This window comes from Gottfriedia endophytica (genome assembly GCF_017814275.1).
GTDB classification, from domain to species: Bacteria; Bacillota; Bacilli; order Bacillales; family Bacillaceae_G; genus Gottfriedia; species Gottfriedia endophytica.
Genome location: NZ_JAGIYQ010000005.1, coordinates 149279 through 166474 on the forward strand (window position 1 = coordinate 149279; position 17196 = coordinate 166474).

Annotated in this window: 18 protein-coding genes and 2 pseudogenes; 7 read left to right on the forward strand and 13 right to left on the reverse strand. The window is 31.6% G+C overall.

Translation table 11 applies throughout. From position 1 onward, the window contains the following. Positions 1–98: 98 nt before the first annotated feature. Entirely contained in the window at positions 99–1535 is a 1437-nt protein-coding gene (locus tag J5Y03_RS09165; RefSeq protein ID WP_209404831.1) for a glycoside hydrolase family 1 protein, read from the reverse strand. A gap of 246 nt (positions 1536–1781) precedes the next feature. On the opposite strand from J5Y03_RS09165, the gene J5Y03_RS09170 reads away from it, so the two are divergent. The 3 genes from J5Y03_RS09170 to J5Y03_RS09180 all read left to right on the forward strand — a co-directional run bounded on the left by J5Y03_RS09170 (position 1782) and on the right by J5Y03_RS09180 (position 4859). Continuing rightward, positions 1782–2507 carry a MurR/RpiR family transcriptional regulator gene (locus J5Y03_RS09170; protein WP_209404833.1) on the forward strand — a complete coding sequence of 242 codons (726 nt, stop codon included), beginning with the start codon at positions 1782–1784 and terminating at the stop codon, positions 2505–2507. A 91-nt stretch (positions 2508–2598) separates the two neighbouring features. Beyond that, complete coding sequence (locus tag J5Y03_RS09175) at positions 2599–3558, forward strand: VanW family protein (RefSeq protein ID WP_209404835.1); 960 nt, start codon at positions 2599–2601, stop codon at positions 3556–3558. Between the two features lie 836 nt (positions 3559–4394). Continuing rightward, positions 4395–4859, forward strand: a complete 465-nt coding sequence (locus tag J5Y03_RS09180; RefSeq protein ID WP_209404837.1) for a DinB family protein — start codon at positions 4395–4397, stop codon at positions 4857–4859. 99 nt (positions 4860–4958) lie between these two features. Here J5Y03_RS09180 and asnB read toward each other — a convergent pair whose 3' ends face one another. Together asnB and J5Y03_RS20180 are read right to left on the reverse strand one after the other, a co-directional pair. Beyond that, on the reverse strand, positions 4959–6866 hold the full coding sequence (gene asnB, locus J5Y03_RS09185) for an asparagine synthase (glutamine-hydrolyzing) (RefSeq protein ID WP_209404839.1): 1908 nt from the start codon (positions 6864–6866) through the stop codon (positions 4959–4961). 165 nt (positions 6867–7031) lie between these two features. Further along, positions 7032–7136: pseudogene (locus tag J5Y03_RS20180) on the reverse strand (YxiJ family protein); the annotation flags it as partial. A gap of 307 nt (positions 7137–7443) precedes the next feature. Here J5Y03_RS20180 and J5Y03_RS09195 point away from each other — a divergent pair. After that, positions 7444–7959, forward strand: a complete 516-nt coding sequence (locus J5Y03_RS09195) for a hypothetical protein (protein ID WP_209404841.1) — start codon at positions 7444–7446, stop codon at positions 7957–7959. 324 nt (positions 7960–8283) lie between these two features. On the opposite strand, the pseudogene J5Y03_RS09200 reads toward J5Y03_RS09195, so the two are convergent. Further along, positions 8284–8727: pseudogene (locus J5Y03_RS09200) on the reverse strand (CbrC family protein). Between the two features lie 302 nt (positions 8728–9029). Between J5Y03_RS09200 and J5Y03_RS09205 the strand changes: the two are divergent. The 3 genes from J5Y03_RS09205 to J5Y03_RS09215 all read left to right on the forward strand — a co-directional run bounded on the left by J5Y03_RS09205 (position 9030) and on the right by J5Y03_RS09215 (position 10800). Then, complete coding sequence (locus J5Y03_RS09205) at positions 9030–9257, forward strand: hypothetical protein (protein ID WP_209404843.1); 228 nt, start codon at positions 9030–9032, stop codon at positions 9255–9257. Between the two features lie 277 nt (positions 9258–9534). Beyond that, positions 9535–9678 carry a hypothetical protein gene (locus tag J5Y03_RS09210; RefSeq protein WP_209404845.1) on the forward strand — a complete coding sequence of 48 codons (144 nt, stop codon included), beginning with the start codon at positions 9535–9537 and terminating at the stop codon, positions 9676–9678. Positions 9679–9885: 207 nt separating this feature from the next. Then, positions 9886–10800 (forward strand): class I SAM-dependent methyltransferase, encoded by a 915-nt coding sequence (locus J5Y03_RS09215; RefSeq protein ID WP_209404847.1) that lies wholly within the window; start codon positions 9886–9888, stop codon positions 10798–10800. Between the two features lie 87 nt (positions 10801–10887). On the opposite strand, the gene J5Y03_RS09220 is transcribed toward J5Y03_RS09215, so the two are convergent. From J5Y03_RS09220 to J5Y03_RS09260, 9 genes are all read right to left on the reverse strand, one after another. Next, positions 10888–11424 (reverse strand): GNAT family N-acetyltransferase, encoded by a 537-nt coding sequence (locus J5Y03_RS09220; RefSeq protein WP_209404850.1) that lies wholly within the window; start codon positions 11422–11424, stop codon positions 10888–10890. A gap of 572 nt (positions 11425–11996) precedes the next feature. After that, positions 11997–12209, reverse strand: coding sequence for a DUF3951 domain-containing protein (locus tag J5Y03_RS20185; RefSeq protein ID WP_209404852.1), 213 nt, complete (start codon positions 12207–12209; stop codon positions 11997–11999). A gap of 39 nt (positions 12210–12248) precedes the next feature. After that, complete coding sequence (locus tag J5Y03_RS09230) at positions 12249–12404, reverse strand: hypothetical protein (RefSeq protein WP_209404854.1); 156 nt, start codon at positions 12402–12404, stop codon at positions 12249–12251. A 164-nt stretch (positions 12405–12568) separates the two neighbouring features. Further along, the gene (locus J5Y03_RS20190) at positions 12569–12757 is read right to left on the reverse strand and encodes a cysteine-rich CWC family protein (RefSeq protein ID WP_209404856.1); all 189 of its coding nucleotides are present in this window, start codon (positions 12755–12757) and stop codon (positions 12569–12571) included. A 160-nt stretch (positions 12758–12917) separates the two neighbouring features. Then, positions 12918–13595, reverse strand: a complete 678-nt coding sequence (locus J5Y03_RS09240) for a GNAT family N-acetyltransferase (protein ID WP_209404858.1) — start codon at positions 13593–13595, stop codon at positions 12918–12920. 215 nt (positions 13596–13810) lie between these two features. After that, positions 13811–14458 carry a pentapeptide repeat-containing protein gene (locus tag J5Y03_RS09245; protein ID WP_209404860.1) on the reverse strand — a complete coding sequence of 216 codons (648 nt, stop codon included), beginning with the start codon at positions 14456–14458 and terminating at the stop codon, positions 13811–13813. Between the two features lie 442 nt (positions 14459–14900). Further along, the gene (locus J5Y03_RS09250; RefSeq protein ID WP_209404862.1) at positions 14901–15446 is read right to left on the reverse strand and encodes an NADPH-dependent FMN reductase; all 546 of its coding nucleotides are present in this window, start codon (positions 15444–15446) and stop codon (positions 14901–14903) included. Positions 15447–15571: 125 nt separating this feature from the next. After that, positions 15572–16459 carry a DMT family transporter gene (locus J5Y03_RS09255; RefSeq protein ID WP_209404864.1) on the reverse strand — a complete coding sequence of 296 codons (888 nt, stop codon included), beginning with the start codon at positions 16457–16459 and terminating at the stop codon, positions 15572–15574. 175 nt (positions 16460–16634) lie between these two features. Further along, complete coding sequence (locus tag J5Y03_RS09260; protein WP_209404866.1) at positions 16635–17189, reverse strand: GNAT family N-acetyltransferase; 555 nt, start codon at positions 17187–17189, stop codon at positions 16635–16637. Positions 17190–17196: the final 7 nt, after the last annotated feature.

Below are 17196 nucleotides of genomic sequence, written 5' to 3' on the forward strand. Positions count from 1 at the left end.
TATTTTTTGATTACTTATATTTATACAAAGTTCCTGTTCGTCGATTCGTAATGTAAAAAAGGAACCCCAAATTAATTGAAGTTCCTTAAGAATAATTTTTATAGTTTTTCTCCATTTGAAGCAATTACGTCTTTATACCAGAAGAATGACATTTTCTTTTTACGCTCTAAAGTTCCGCTGCCATCATCCTGTTTATCCACATAAATAAAACCATAACGTTTAGAAAACTCTCCAGATGAGGCACTAACTAAATCAATGCAGCCCCAACTTGTATACCCCATTAAATCAACGCCATCTTCTATTGATTCACTCATTGCTTTAATATGTTCACGAAGATAATTAATTCGATAATCATCAGCGATTGAACCATCTTCTTCTACTTTGTCATATGCCCCTAAGCCATTTTCTACAACAAATAATGGAACTTGGTAACGATCATATAATTGGTTTAAGCTAATTCGTAAACCTTCCGGGTCGATTTCCCAACCCCAATCACTTGCTTTTAAGAAAGGATTTTTTACGCCGCCAATGAGATTACCTTGTGAATTTTCTAAATCAGATTTATCTTTTTTCTCTGTTCGAGACATATAATAACTAAATCCAATATAATCTACAGTTCCTTCTTTAATTAAATCTAAGTCCCCATCCTGCATTTGGATTTCAATATTATGTTCTTTAAAGAAACGTTTAATAAATGCAGGATATTCACCTCTAACCTGAACATCTGCACAAAAGTAATTAAAAAAGCGTTCTTCTTGCAGTGCATACATGACATTTTTAGGATTGGAATCATAAGAGTAAACTGGTGCATACAAAATCATACAACCAATCTTTGCATCTGGTATGATGTCATGGCAGGCCTTTACTGCAATGCTACTCGCAACAAATTGATGATGGAAAGCTTGGTATGTCGGTTGGTATTTGTCTTCTTCTTTTTGAATTGCAAAGCCAAGACCCATTATTGGCATAATTAACCCACTATTAATTTCATTAAATGTCATCCAATATTTTACTTTATTTTTATATCGATTGAAGAGCGCATTAACGTATCTTTCAAAGAACGTAACAACTTCTCTATTTCTCCAACCACCATATTGTTTTACAAGATTTAGTGGCATTTCATAGTGAGAAATTGTCACCACAGGTTCGATTCCATACTTGTGTAACTCATCGAATACACGGTCATAGAAAACCAGACCTTCTTCATTTGCTTCTAACTCATTACCATTCGGAAAAATTCTTGTCCAAGCAATAGACATACGGAAAACTTTAAAACCCATTTCTGCAAATAGCGCAATATCTTCCTTGAAACGATGATAGAAATCGATTGCCTCATGGTTTGGATAACTGTATTTCTCTCGATCGATTTCAAAATTAAAGCCAGGAGATTGTAAAATGCTAAGTCTTTCTTTCCCTCCAGGAAGGACATCAGCAATATTTAATCCTTTATTCCCTTCATAAAAACCGCCCTCTATTTGATTCGCAGCTGTAGCACCACCCCATAAAAAACCTTCTGGGAATCTATACTGTTTCATTACATTACCTCCCCATTTTTTCATAGTATTAACGAATTGTTTTCATTCAATTTAAAGCTGAGTTATTAGTCTACAAGGGAATAATAACGACAATTAGAAAGATAGTAAATAAACGAAGAGAATCTAGTTTTTTATTACAACGGAAAACACTTGTTACGCAAATGTAACACTATGTTTCATATAGTGAAATGGTAAAATAAATGGTATAAATCACTTTATTTAGTATAGAAGGAGAAACATACAGTAATGTTTTCAAACGATATAATTGCTTCTTTCAATGAATTAGAAACTTCTTTATACAATTATATTTCTCAAAACATGGAAAAAGTCTCTTATATGCGAATTCGAGAACTAGCAGATGAAACACATGTGTCAACGGCAACGATATTACGTTTTTGTAGAAAACTAAATTGTGAGGGTTTTTCCGAATTTAAAGTAAAACTTAAAATGGATATGGAAAAGAATAAACGGACGATTATAAAAAGCTCCCAACATTCGATTGTTGAGTTTTTTGAAAGGACACTAAAAGGTGATCTCGAAGAAAAAATCAAAGAGGCTGCTATTCAAATAAATAATGCTGAAAATGTTATTTTTATTGGAATAGGAAGCTCAGGCATTCTTGCTGAATATGGAGCGAGGTATTTCTCAAGCTTAGGCAAACTTTCACTATACATCAAAGACCCTCATTTTCCGATTCATTCCAAACTCCGGAATAATAGTGTAACGATAGCTTTATCAGTCTCAGGAGAAAATAATTTCACTGTTAATCATCTTAATTTACTAAAACAAGAAGGCAGTAAAATTATTAGTATTACGAACAACAAGCTATCAACAATTGCAAAAATTTCTGATATAAATATTCCGTATTATGTGACAGAGGAATACATTGAAGAAGCTAATATTACAACTCAAGTTCCAGTAGTTTATATTCTTGAGTCTTTAGCTCGTGAAATATATAAGCTTAATCAATAGATTGTTTATTCTATTCATATTATGACATCATAAAGAATCACATTAAAATATACTCTCTTGTTCATACTAATCTAGGGAGGTTTACTAATTTATGATACATACATGGATTGCTGGACTTTTATTATTAGCCCAACCAATTGATCTTCCTGACAGCTTAACGGTTACTCAGCAAGGGCAAACAATTGCAATTGTTAACCGGATGAACTTTACATTACCTATTCCTGGAACTCCAATGATGGACGATAAAAAATACGATCAATTTATCGAAAAACTTGATCAGCAAATATACCGTGAGCCCATTAACGCCAAAATTAACGAGCAAGGAAAAATCCTATCAGGACAGGTTGGTTATAGACTTTATCGAAAAGAATTTAAAGATCGATTTTATGCCTATTTTTTTGGAAATGGTCCTTCCAAGATAGAAGTACCGGAGCTAGACATTTATCCGAAAGTTGACAGTGAGTTACTTGCTCACATACGAACTCAACAGATTGGTCATTACGTGACTTTTTTTAATTCTAGTAATCAAAGTCGATCACACAATATCTCACTAGCTGCAAAAGCAATTGACAATCATGTTGTTTTCCCTAATGAGATTTTCTCATTTAACAAAGTTGTAGGAATGAGAAGTGAAGAAAAAGGGTATAAACGTGCTCCCATTATTGTTAGAGGGGAATTGTCTGAAGGAGTTGGCGGAGGAATTTGCCAAGTTTCATCAACATTGTTTAATGCTGTCGATCGTGCAGGGCTACAAATCATCGAACGCTATTCCCATAGTAGACATGTATCTTATGTTCCATCTGGACGAGATGCTACTGTGAGCTGGTACGGACCTGACTTTCGTTTTCAAAATAAATATAACCAACCAATTTTGATTCGGGCTAAACAATATGGAGGAAGTATGGTTATTACGATTTATTCTTCTGATATGATTAATTACTCGGCAAGAAAAGTTCCTAATGCTCCACCAGGGTTGCCTAAAGAAATCAATAAGGAGCCAGAAATAAATATTTCTAGTCCATCTAGAAAAGGTAAATCATTGTTCCCATAATGGATGGATATTACCGTTTACTAAAAAAGTTCGGCAAATGTCGAACTTTTTTTATAAAAGAGTGATTCAATTATTCTTCACGTACCCCACACTCATAAACAAGTTCAGTTTGTCATCTTCATCACGAAAAAGTCTTCCAATCTTTTTGGGAGGTAAAAATTAGTGTCCCTGTAGGTGGTTCTGGATGTGTTGCATGAACTATAACCCCTTGAAAATAGATTTCATATGATATTTCACTCTTAAAGGATGATTTTTTACGGCCACTTGAGTAGAACAAGCTGACATCACCAAACCTAGTAATAGTAGTAACATCAAAAATTTAATTTTGTTTTTCATTTTTCATCTCCTTAAGTTTCATAGTCAATTTATTTCTATTTCCACTCATTAACCATTTCATGAAATTAAATACTATCCTATTAATTCATCTACCTTACTTGCTATTTCTAAATACTTCTCACTCCAACCATGATTTTTTAAAATCAGTTAAACGACATGGACAATCGAAAGTGATGAAGGAGAATCCATCAATATTGAAAGCAAAGTAACAGTTTTAAATTGAAATACAATAGTACATTTTTTGAAACTTTCATATTGAATAAAGGAGCTTTCATTGAGTCTATAATAGAGAGGTTAAGCAGTAAAATTAATTCCATTTTATTAAAGGCATAAAAAGTCTAAACCACACAAAGATAAGGATTTCTTTATTCATACAGAGATACTTTACTTAAATACTCTTTTGACGCCTGTTTTTATGAAGACTTAAACATTTTTATAAAAGGAAATATTCACTAAATTATTGAATAGGTATTTATATAGACCTAAAGGAGGCGTTAAAGATGAAACAACGTCATGAAATTTTCTTTAATCAGTTAGAAAAGATTAGAGGCTATCTACTAAAAGTGGCTGATGTAGCGAAGGAAGAAGCTGAGGTTATTCCTAAAGGCTTTAAAAATAACATTCGGTGGAATCTAGGTCATGTTTACTTAGAACAATATATGTGGATTAAGAATGTAACTAGAGAAGAAGTTGATGTACCTAATGAATATGACAAATGGTTTGGATGGGGCAGTTCTCCAGAAAACTTTACAGCTGAAACTCCTTCACTTGAAGAGTTAAAGATTTTATTGAAAGACCAACTTCCTAAAATTAAAGAAACATATGGTGATAAATTAGAAGAAGAATTCGAACCAACTGAAATGTGGGGAATGACTACGATTGAGCAAGTTCTTATTTGGACGAATTTTCACGAGGGTATGCATCTCCAAGCAATTTTAGATATTAAAAAATGTATGAATGCTTAAAATAAAAAGTGAAAACTATTGAGGGGTATATTTTATATCCCTTTTTTACACCCAATATAAAAACCACCTATCTCTAGGTGGTTCAAAGATACTTCTAAATTAAGACATATTTCTTAACAGTTGCACTTCATTATTCAATTCAAAATCAAATACTTTTTCCACATGTACTTGATGCCATAACATAAACATAAGAATTGTCCATATTTTTCTACTATTGTCTCGCTCACCTTTACAATGTGCATCCAATAATTTTAAAATTTCATCCTTATTAAATATATGATCTGTTTGACTTGTTGTTATTAATGTTACCGCCCAATCATGTAACTCATTCTTTAACCAATGACGAATTGGTACTGGAAATCCTAATTTTTTTCGATTTAGTACATGATCAGGAACAATTCCCTTAACTGCTTGTCTCAAAGCAAATTTAGTTGTACCTTCTCTAGTTTTTAATGAAGGTTCTAATGTAGATGCAACTCGAAATACTTCTTTATCTAAAAATGGTACACGTAACTCTAATGAATTTGCCATTGTCATCTTATCTGCTTTAAGTAAAATATCCCCTCTTAACCAGGTATGAATATCAATAAATTGCATTTTATTAATTTCAGGATAAGACGATGTTTTTTCATATAATGGATTTGTTATATTTGTATATTCATTCCCACTTATAAAACCTTTGAGAATTTGTTTCTTCTCTATCTCTTCAAACATCTTTGCATTCCCTATATATCTTTCCTCTAAAGGTGTACAACCTCTTATTAAGAAATTCTTACCTCTTATTACTTCAGGTAGATTCATTGCAAAATGTTTTATCATTTTTTTGATAGTCGATGGAATATGATTAAATACATTTAAAGAAAGAGGCTCTCGATAAATATTATATCCCCCAAATAATTCATCTGCTCCTTCACCTGATAAAACAACAGTAACATGTTTTCTTGCCTCGCGAGCAACAAAATATAAAGCTATTGCAGCAGGGTCTGCAAGTGGATCATCTAAATGCCATACAATTTTAGGTAATTCTTTCATAAATTCATCAGGAGTAATAATATGACTAATATTTTCCAATCCTAAGGCATCTGCAGTCTCTTTCGCAACATCTATCTCACTAAATCCTTCACGCTCAAATCCTACAGAAAAAGTTTTTAAACTTGGATGAAACTCTTTAGCTATTGAAACAATTACTGAAGAATCAATTCCACCTGACAAGAAAGATCCTACAGGAACATCGCTTCGCATATGCATTTGTACGGAATCATACAATACATTTCTAATATTACTGTAAACATCTTCTTCAGACTGTACTTTAACTGGTAGACTACTTGTCCAGTATTTTGTAATTTTTAAGTCTTTATTCATCTCTTTTATAAAATAATGGCCAGGCTCGATCTTTTGAATAGAATCAAACATCGTTGCTGGTTCAGGTACATATTGGAAAGATAAATAGTGTTGTAATGACTCTTGACTAATATTACCTATATTTTCTGAGCCTAGCATATTTAAAATGATTTTTTCTTCAGAAGCAAACATAGTCATTTCTTTATTTTCATAAAAATATAATGGCTTTATACCAAAATGATCTCTTGCTCCGAATAAGCGTTTTTTCTGTGTATCCCATATTGTAAATGCAAACATACCTCTTAATTTTGATAAGATACCTTCGCTCCAAGCACTATATCCAGCAAGAATGACTTCTGTATCAGTATGCGTTTTAAACTCATAACCAATATCTGTTAACTCTTTTCTTAATTCCAAATAGTTATAAATTTCACCATTAAATATAATCCAGTAACGTCCATCTTCATAAGATAAAGGTTGATGACCAGCTTCAACATCTATAATGCTAAGTCTTTTAAAAAATAATGATACATATTCATCATCATAAAACCCTTCATCATCAGGACCACGATGCGTAATTAAATTATTTATTTGTTTTAGTTTATCTAACTCTAATTTTGTATTTTTCTTTGGTGTATTCCTTACTATTCCATAAAATCCACACATGTTGTATTCCACCTTCTTTTAAAACTTAAAAACTCATAGTAGCAAAGAAAAGTGAAAAACAAATGAAGAAATGTAGGTATTTTATCATTCTTCTTTTAAAACCTACTACCTTTTTCTCATTTCTCTTTTGTTTCACCTTTAATTGCAATTTTTTAAACACATACGTTATTTCAAACTGTTTATTTTTCTTACTAATACATAACTTAGAGTACCTGCAATATTCATACAATAAGTATAAAAATCACTATTCAAACACTTCTCATCTGTTAGATTTAAAAGTTTGAACGAAAGTCTTCTCTAATTGCAACTTAATATGGAAATGGATGCTCAATTTGCTTTAATTTTAGTTATTATTTGCAAATGATATTTATCACTTCACCCTTTTCCAGAAAACAACGTTTCTATTTTACCATGAAGTCTCTCCATATTAATCAGTAAATTTACTAAATTAATAAGTTTTAATAAGTTTTTTATACCTTGCTTATTATTTCACTGGATAATACTGGGCATATATGTTGAGTAGACCTAGATTAAATGCTAATCTTACATAACAGTATTTATTAAAGGAGCTTATGCCATGTCTAAGATTTCTCTTGCTGAAGCTGTCAAACTAAAAAGCTTATTATCTAAAAGAATACATGAATTAGAAGAAGAAATGGATCGCGTAGCTTTTATTGAGATCGAAAAAGGAAGTAAAGTTCCAAAACAGGTTCGTACAATTTTGGATGTTGAACAGGAATTAGAAGAGGTCCGAAAAGATTTTCGTTTACTTGACAAACTTATGTATCAAGCAAATATCGAAAATGAAATTACTTTTAATGATGAATCTTTGACAATTGTTGAAGCAATTGAACTTGCTACACAATTACGAGCAAAAGCTCGAAAATTTAAGGAGTATGGTTCAGCGCAAAAAGAAGAGTATTCATACTCTTATGGTGAGGGTGTATCTCTTATTAAAGTAGCAATGTTCGAGCCAGAAACATACCGATTAAAAGGTTTAGAAATTGAACGTCAAGCAAATAGACTGTCTAATTTAATCAATGCAAAAAACTACGCAATAGAGTTAGATTTTGATAGTGAAAAATATTTCTAAACCTTGAAGAGGTGAGACTCCACTTCAAGGCATAGAAGGAGAAACATTTGAGTACACTAGTATCCTAGTAATGGCAAACGATAAAACCAATCATCCAATGACCAGTTACAATTTTACCTGTTACCAATAACCAACTATAGCAATAGAGGTCGATGACCAAGCATTCGTTTATATTTTTCACTCCTTCTATGAATCCCCCGCCTATAAAGGATGGGGGATTTTTTTATTTTAATACTTATTCTCTTTATGACATATCGGCATGAAGACGGTGTTGTTTACAACAATTACACTGAAACAATTAACCTTGAAAATGTCCATCTTTAACTAGCGTATTTTTAAATTCTTCATTTGATAGCTGATATTCTTTACAAATTCTACTATATCATCACTTAATTCGTTTTCTAGATGCTTTATCTCTTCCCATCCAACATACTCAATAATTGAACAGAAATCTCCACAATGACTATGCCAATATTCTTGTTGCTATCCTGTAAACCCTGGAGTTTTATAAATTAATTCAACTAAAAATTCTTCTTTATCAACGTCATCACAAGAATATGCATCTTGAAATTCACCATCATATTTTTTTGCTGCTGAACCATCTGCTATACACCAAGGACAAATCCCTTCAACCTCATCTTCTGAAAAAAATGGTCCTTCATAGACATAATTTTGTTCCTTCTCACAAACAGGACATTTTGTTTCTTCTTCAAATATTACTCCTAATTTAATTGGATCTGGATTGTATTTAAAAGCTGGTAGTTTCATTATTTTTCCCACCTATTCTATGTAGTTTTGAAAAATAGTTTATTATTGCTTCTTTTTGAACTGTCACCTATGTGTTAGACACAACCAACTTTCATTTCTAGGTGGTTCCAAGTATCGTATGAGTTTAATAAGTGAAAACATTAATTAAATCAGCATCATTTCAAAAATAACGACTTTTCCAGCGTTTCTATTTTGCCTACATGGTAGAGCATTTGAATAAAAATAATCTAATTTGGATAACGTAAAATAAGACTACTTTCATCAGGACCAAATTAATGATGGAACAAAAAGGAGCGAACTTGATGGATTTTATATCGATAGAAGAAATTTTGACAGGACAACCGCCAATCTATCGAAAGATAAAGTACCAAGGAAATATTTTCAAAATGATTAATACAACCCACAACATCATACATGGTGACATTAAGGACCTTACTTGTTATACATACCGAAACGAAGCAAAGAACAAGAATCTCTTAATTTTTTGCCAAAAAGGAAAAATAGTCTTCGTTGAAACAAATTTGGAATAGACATAAATTAGAATATGTGCCCTAAGCTTAGTCTTTTACGACTTTTTATGCTTCCACTATAAGAACCTTCCATGCCTTTATTTAAATGTATTTTGGATTCATTAGCATGTTCATTCTTTCATAAACCTCGTTTGATATTAATTGTCCCTTTGTTAACGATAGCATGAGAAAATCAATAAAAAATTCATTATCTTTTACATCAGATTAATCCACACTTAAAAAACTGTTTATATAATTAAATTGCATTGAGGCATTACTCATACTAGGAGGAACTATGTTGCTTATAAATCTTTTAACCGAATTCAAAAACTGGTGGTTTGGTGAGTTTAAAGTAGAATTTGAAGAAATTGAACGCCTTGAATCCAAACATACTAGAGTTCGTTTTGATTTTGACGTTCATGAACTAATCCGTATCCATTAGCAACAGCAGCCTTCCTAATTACAGGAGGCTTTTTACTTTAAAGCTTGTCATTTGTTACTATTTGTACCAAAAAAGACATAACCATAAAAATTGATAAAATAATTTATTTATGCTATAATTTACATTTATATACTTCGATTATATAATAGGATTCTCCTGGCCAGGGGAATCCTATTTTTTTGTTCTAAAATGAAGGAGTGTGTTTGAATGAAAAAAGATGAGTTCAGTTTAACTTCATTAGTATCAGCTTTTGGCAGAGCATATCATAGCCAATTCGATACACCTAAAATCTTTAATGACTATTTAGCCAAGGATTTAATTTCACAAAAAGAATTAAATGACATCAAAGAGAATATTGTTCAAGGTATCCATTTCTTCAACAAAGACATAGCGCAAAAATTTAAGGAAGATACAGATGAAATATTAAAGTGGATTACACAGATTCAACTTTCTCCAACACCCTTGGCTCGTGCTGCGTTTTGCGAACAAGTATTACTTCATGAAGTTATGCTAGGATTAAAACAATATGTCATACTCGGAGCTGGGTTAGATACTTTTTGTTTCCGACATCCAGAATTAAACAACTCCCTAGAAATATTTGAAATTGATTACCCTGCTACACAAGAATTTAAGAAGAAAATGCTGGAAATAGCTGATTTTAAGATCCCTAGTAATCTTCATTTTGTTTCTATGGACTTCGCTAAAAAGTTTTCCTATCAAAATCTACTAGATGAAAGGTTTGATAACAAAAAAACTTTTTTTAGTCTTCTAGGTGTTTCTTATTATCTAACAAAAGAGGAAATTTCAAGCTTGATTGATCATTTGTTTGCAATAGTACCTCCTGGAAGTTCCATCGTTTTTGACTATGCCGACGAAAACCTATTTAAAGAAAAAGGGGTCTCTAATAGAGTTGAAAACATGGTAAAAATGGCTTCAGCTAGCGGAGAACCAATGAAATCATGTTTTTCTTATGTTGAAATTGAGAAAATGTTAGAAAAATTAGGTTTACTAATTTATGAACATTTAACACCGGCTAATATTAATGAACTTTATTTTAAAAATAGAAATGATTACCTATCAGCTTTTGAAACCATTCATTATGTTCATGCTGTAAAAAATTAAAACACATTATAAATAAAACGAAATAAAGCAAAATGACCGAACAATCTCTTGCTAGAGTTTGATCGGTCATTATTTATTAAAGCCAAATCACTTAACTAATTTGTACATAAGGATATCATCCATATATTCATTATCATTAAATTTAAATTCATTAATTTTACGACCTTCTTCTAAAAAACCCATCTTCTTATATAACGATATTGCCCTATGATTAGTTGAGAAAACTCCTAAACTAACTTTTTCAATGTAAGGATTCTCCTCTGCCCAGCCTAACAATGCTTCCAAAAGCATTGTTCCAATTCCCAAACCTCTGTAATTTTTACGAATCAACATTGTTATAGAACCAGTATGTAATAATCTCTTTTTATTATTTGAGCGAAAAACAATCCACCCAACAACTACACCATTCATTTCGGCAACAATTAAAGTTTCTCTTTCATTTTCTAGATTACTTTGTACCCAGTCTCTTTGCTTTTGTATTGGTGTTTGTTCTAACTCGTCGGACTCTGCAATGAAATATTCCCCTTCAGATATAACATCATTCTCTATATCTAAAATTGCTTCTGCGTCTTCAACCGTTCCAGTCCGAATTTTATATGTAACATTATTTTTGGATTCTAACATTTAAATCCACCTCCCGAATGTTACTTTTTATTAAAATTCTATCTCTTCAAAAATTCCCCTTCTCAAACCACACATAAACCCACCTATTTCTAGGAAGACAAATATAATCTTAATTTTGAATAAAGATGTACTCATAAAAGGTAAGTTGTTTATCGTACTAAACAAAGGTGGAATAAATTATGTAAATAATTTGGTATTTTCTGTAGAATATACACTATAGTCATCATTTAAGATAGGAGATTCTTTATGGATAAAAGGCAGCTGCATTTATTTGCAGGTATCATGTTTTACATAAGTTCATTATGTTTTTTATTAAGTGGAATGTTTGGACATAGGTTTCCCGGTTCCGGATTGTTTTTAGGATTTTTTTCACTCGGAACACTCAACATAATCCTTTATAAAAAGAATAAAGATTCATTCGATAAAAATTAAATTTACTCATCTTTTTAAAGACCTAGTTCAATATAATGCAACTTTTGGGTGGTTTTCTTCGAACATTTATAATGCCAACGAACAAAAAAAGAGCCTGTATTCAATTACAAATTATTGTCGATATAGGCTTTTAATGATATTTAAATAGTCTTATCATTATTCATTTTCTCTTCATACTTTATATTGTGCTTAGTATCATCTATCAGGATATCTTGCTTAATTTCAATCTTACTCCCAATCGTAATTTCATCATATGGTGTATATCTATTGGGTGGTACTGATTTCTTATTAATCAAACGATAACAAATTAGCCCAATAATTAATAAAACTAGGAAAGTATAAATATATGCCATTTCTTATATCACTTCTTAAAAAGAAAATATAAGTAACTTCTATTTTTCTCTTACACTTTTTTTGAGCTCTGACATATGCGCATTCAAAAGATTACGTAACTCACGCACTTCCTTTTTTGTTGTAATCACTATATAAAAAAGCCATATCCAAACTAAGAGAATAATAATTGTATAAACAAAAGATTCACCAAACATCCTAATCCCTCCCTTTATATATAATTCTTCTATGATATTTCTATTACCTTCATAAACTAAAGTGCCAAATTTGAGCTGATCAACATTCAGCTTATAATCCTTGTTCAACGAATACTTGCGTAACCTATACTTTATTTCATCACTTATCTATAATAGAAAATTCCCTATTTATTCATAAACTTTTCTATACAAGATTTACAAATACAAACCTTTCCCATCTTATCCTCAGGAACTAGCTCTAATAAATGTCTTGAAACTTTTACTGTTTCACACCAGCATCCCCCCTGACCATGTTGACAATTATTATCCTGACCACAATTTGGACAAATTCTCTGTAATCCTTCTACGCTCATATATTTCACTTCTTTCCTTTAATGAGTATTTCCTTATATCCTTCTGTTCTACTTGCTCGAATCCTATGTTACTTCCTTTATAAAAGCTTTGTAACTTATGATAAGTTTCACAGAAGCGTACTCACATAAGACGACTTTCTAAACATCATCATTTGTTATTTCAGCTCATATGAATGTCTGTTCCATACTGAACTAATTGTAGTTTCCTTGCCACAGATTGGGATGCGAAATTGTCCATAGAAGTGCTATATAGAGCAATTCGTCCTTGTTTTTGCACCTCTGCCGCCCAGGCATTTGCAACTTCTATACCATACGCTCTTCCACGGTATTCTTCATGTGTAAATACACTTGCTTCATCTGCTTTTGAGGTCTGCCTTGCACTACAACAAATTGAAACAGGTATGTTATCTTCAACTATTACATAACAAGGTTGCTTATACTCAAAATCCTCATATGTATATGGGAAATGAGACTTTAAAATTTCTTTATTTTTATGAGTTACTTTAATTGCTTTTGTATAAGTCCTGTCCCTAACGTCAGGAAACACATACGCTGGTCCAATCCATAAATTATTTACTAGTCGGTCTAAACTTAAAACCTTTATTACTTCACCAAGATGAGCACTAGGATTTGTCCATATAACCTTTTCTAACTTTTCTACAATGCTCCCATCTAGCGAATTTGAAAACCTTACTATACTACCCACTCTAGTGACACCCATGAAAATTCTTGGTGCCACATCGTAAGGTGATTCATTCACGACTGTCATTCTTTTTTCAGTATCGTGTCTAAATAACACATTAATATGAAGTTCCATCAATTCTATATGTGATAACATTCGTATACCTCCGAAATAACTTCTTCACTCCAATATCCAAGATACTTCTGGTATTTCCCTGCTTAATAAACCGCTGTTTCCTTCAAATAAAAAAACGAGTTGCTGCGTGACAACTCGTGATCTTCCTCATTTTCCGTTCAATTAACAAAATAGAGAATGATTGCTCACCCTCTAAATAATCTTCATTTTAACCCATAAGTTAGTTCAATTTGGCTTTATTGTTTAACCTTTAACCCGATCAACGTTGCAAAGCCAATTGCTTGTTCAGATGAAACTTCACAGCCATTTAAACTTTCCAAAGTCACATTAAGTCTATCAAATGTACATGTGCTAATATCGATTCCTTTTAGTAAAGTATGAGTAAAATCAACATCATTAATATCACTTTGATAAAATTTCACTTTACTAAGTTTACAATCGAAATAGTTAGCACTCTGTAACGATGAACTATCGAATATCACTTGTTTTAATCGAGCGTCTGAAAAACTACTTAAATTTGCAATACAATTTTCAAAAGAAACATTCCCCAGACTACCTTCTGAAAAATCTACGCCCAATAATTTACAGTCTTTAAAAGTGGCTCTATGTATCATACCTTCACTTAATCTGGCATTGGACAGGTCACAGTTTTCAAAAATCACATCAGTCATATCAATCTTCTTAAAAGAAACATTTATAAATGATACATTTTTAAAAATAACTTTTGAGAAAACTGCCTTATTAATATCTTCGTCATCAATTATTGCGTTTGTAATCATACAATTTGATAAATATGGTTCTTCTTCATAAAAAATATCTTGAAAATTTGCTCTTTCTAGATTTGACGGGATTTTTGGAAGTTCAATTTTGAATCCTTTTATCATATATACACCTTCTATTGAGTTACTTAATTAATAAAAATATTACATAAAATTACTCTACATAAAAAAACTTAAATTTATAAGTCTTTAATTATTCACGTAATTATGTCCAAATCAAATGTATCAAACCAAAGAATTTATACCACATCATATAATTGATAAAAATCCTTTTTACGGTCAAGTAAATCATTCATAAATCTTCAACTAACACATTCTTTAGTTGAACAATTCCTAATCCACTATTACATATATGGTTAGTCTTTGGCAATTGTGGATTTTCAACGATAATGGATTCCAAATAAAAAAGCCTAGCTTCTTATGGCAAAACAAGAAATTAGGCTTTATTTTTTAATTTTAATATCCTTATCATACATAAAACTCTTCGAACAGTACCTATTTCATTCAAAAAGAGGAACAAAAAGGCCTTGTGAACAATTATATTAAGTTAACTATTTATCTCATCCACTATACTATTAATTAGTGCAACAAGAGATTGCTTTGTGTTCTCATCGGATACTTTAGCATCATTAGTAAATTTGGTTCCGACAGTTGGGACTAGTAACGAACCATTTTTAACAATAGTAACATCCAACATACCGAGCGTAAGCAGTAAAGATTCATGCGCTTTGTCTCCACCAGCAATCGATGGTGAAGCCGTTATAACAGCCACTGGTTTTTTATAAAGTTCAGCAGATGAGACAAGCCAATCTAACGCATTTTTTAAGACTCCTGGTACACCTTTTGCATACTCTGGTGTACAGATAATAAGCGCATGCGATTCATCTAACGTCTTTCGAAAATCCTCAACAACAGCTGGCGGCTTCATTCGATCTATATCTGGGTTGAAATGAGGAAGATCTTGTATTCCATTATAAATAATATAATCAATACCCTCGGGAATAAAAGCTGATAAAGCTTTTAATATATTTGTGTTGGATGAACCTTCTCGGATGCTTCCTGAAATAGCTACTATCTTCTTTTGTTTGGTCATATTATCACCTCTACAAATAGGATACTTCATCGACTACAGAAGAATCAAAAATATTGAACTATTAAAAAAAATCCAATGATTTTCCCTCAAGTTAAGTTAAGTAATCTATGTACCTCACAAAATATCTACCCCTGATACTTCTTATAATTTAGTTTTAATAGACTTTTAAAGTCTAGTTCAGCAATAAGTACACTTAATAATAAGAGTAAAGCCCCTAAATAACCTCTAGAGGTAAGAGTTTCACCAGTGAAAAAGAAAGCAAAAACAGATGAAAAAACAGGTTCTAATGAAAAAATAAGACCTGTGTGGGTTGAGCTTGTATGTTGCTGGGCAATGATTTGAACAATGAAAGTGATTCCCGTACAAAATATACTTAACACAAGGACTGCAATCCATGATTCATAATTGTTAGGAAGCTTTGGTTTTTCCATAAAAATAGAGAAAATAATACTAAACAATCCAACAAAGCCAAGTTGTAAAACTCCAAGGGAAATGGGATTAACATGCTTAGCCACTGCTCCTGTAACCATTACATGAACGGCATAGAATAAAGCGCTAAGAATACAAAATAGATCGCCAAAACCTATCTTTAATTGGTTATGTAAGGTTAATAGACCTATTCCCACCATCGATAAAACAATTCCGAAAACAACTTTCTTTTCAGGCTTCTGTTTTAAAAATATCGATGATAATACTGGAATAAATATGACCGTCAGACTAAATAAGAACCCCGCATTAGAGACGGATGTATACTTAGTTCCGAAAGTCGCAAACACATAAACAATAAACAAAATAAATGCTAATATAAAAGCATATTTTACTGTTTTAAAATCTGTCTTAATTAAGTTCTTGTAAAATACAATCCCCGATAAAAGAAATGCAATACTGAAACGTAATGTGATTAAATTATATTCTTGCAGATAGACGAGACCAATTTTGGTAAGTAAAATCGATCCACCCCAAAAAAATGTAATCATTAGTAGCATTAAATCAGCTCTAAGTTGTGATTTCATCTGTTTTCCCCTCGTTATATATCTTGAGCTAAATGTCTGATTTGGTTCAAACCGATTTCTCAAAATTGAATTATTTTAGATATATTCTATATTATTTTTCAATTAACCTGCAACCTTACTTCAATAAGAAAAACAGCATCTGTTGATGAGATGCATGCGATAGTTTTATATAATTTTAATTATTAACTACTTCAGTCCATTCCTGTTCCAAAATACTATATAAAAGTGAATCACGCCAACCTTCTTTTAATAACAAATCTTCACGCAATCTACCTTCTTTAGTCATACAGATTTTTTCTAATACTTTTGATGAAGCAATGTTCCTAGGGTCACAGGTAGCATAGATACGATGGAGATTAAAGTGTTGAAAACCAAATGCAAGTATAAGGTTCGCTGCTTCTGTTGCGAATCCTTTCCCCCAATAGTCTGGATTTACAATGTATCCAATTTCTCCAGTTCTATTTCTAACATCTCGTATATTAAACTCTACTGAACCAATCATTATTTCATTTTTCTTTTCAATAATGGCAAAAACAAATCGAGTTCTCGGTTCCTTTTCAGCATCTTCAATAGCTTCTTTTACAAATGTTTTAGATTCAATCTCGGTGTTTGGTCCCCACGGTTGGAATTGGCATACAATTTCATTTGAAGCATACTTATGCACATCTACCCAATCTTTTTCTTTAATTTCTCGTAAAACCACTCTTTTGCTTACTAGATTTCTAGTCATTCAGACA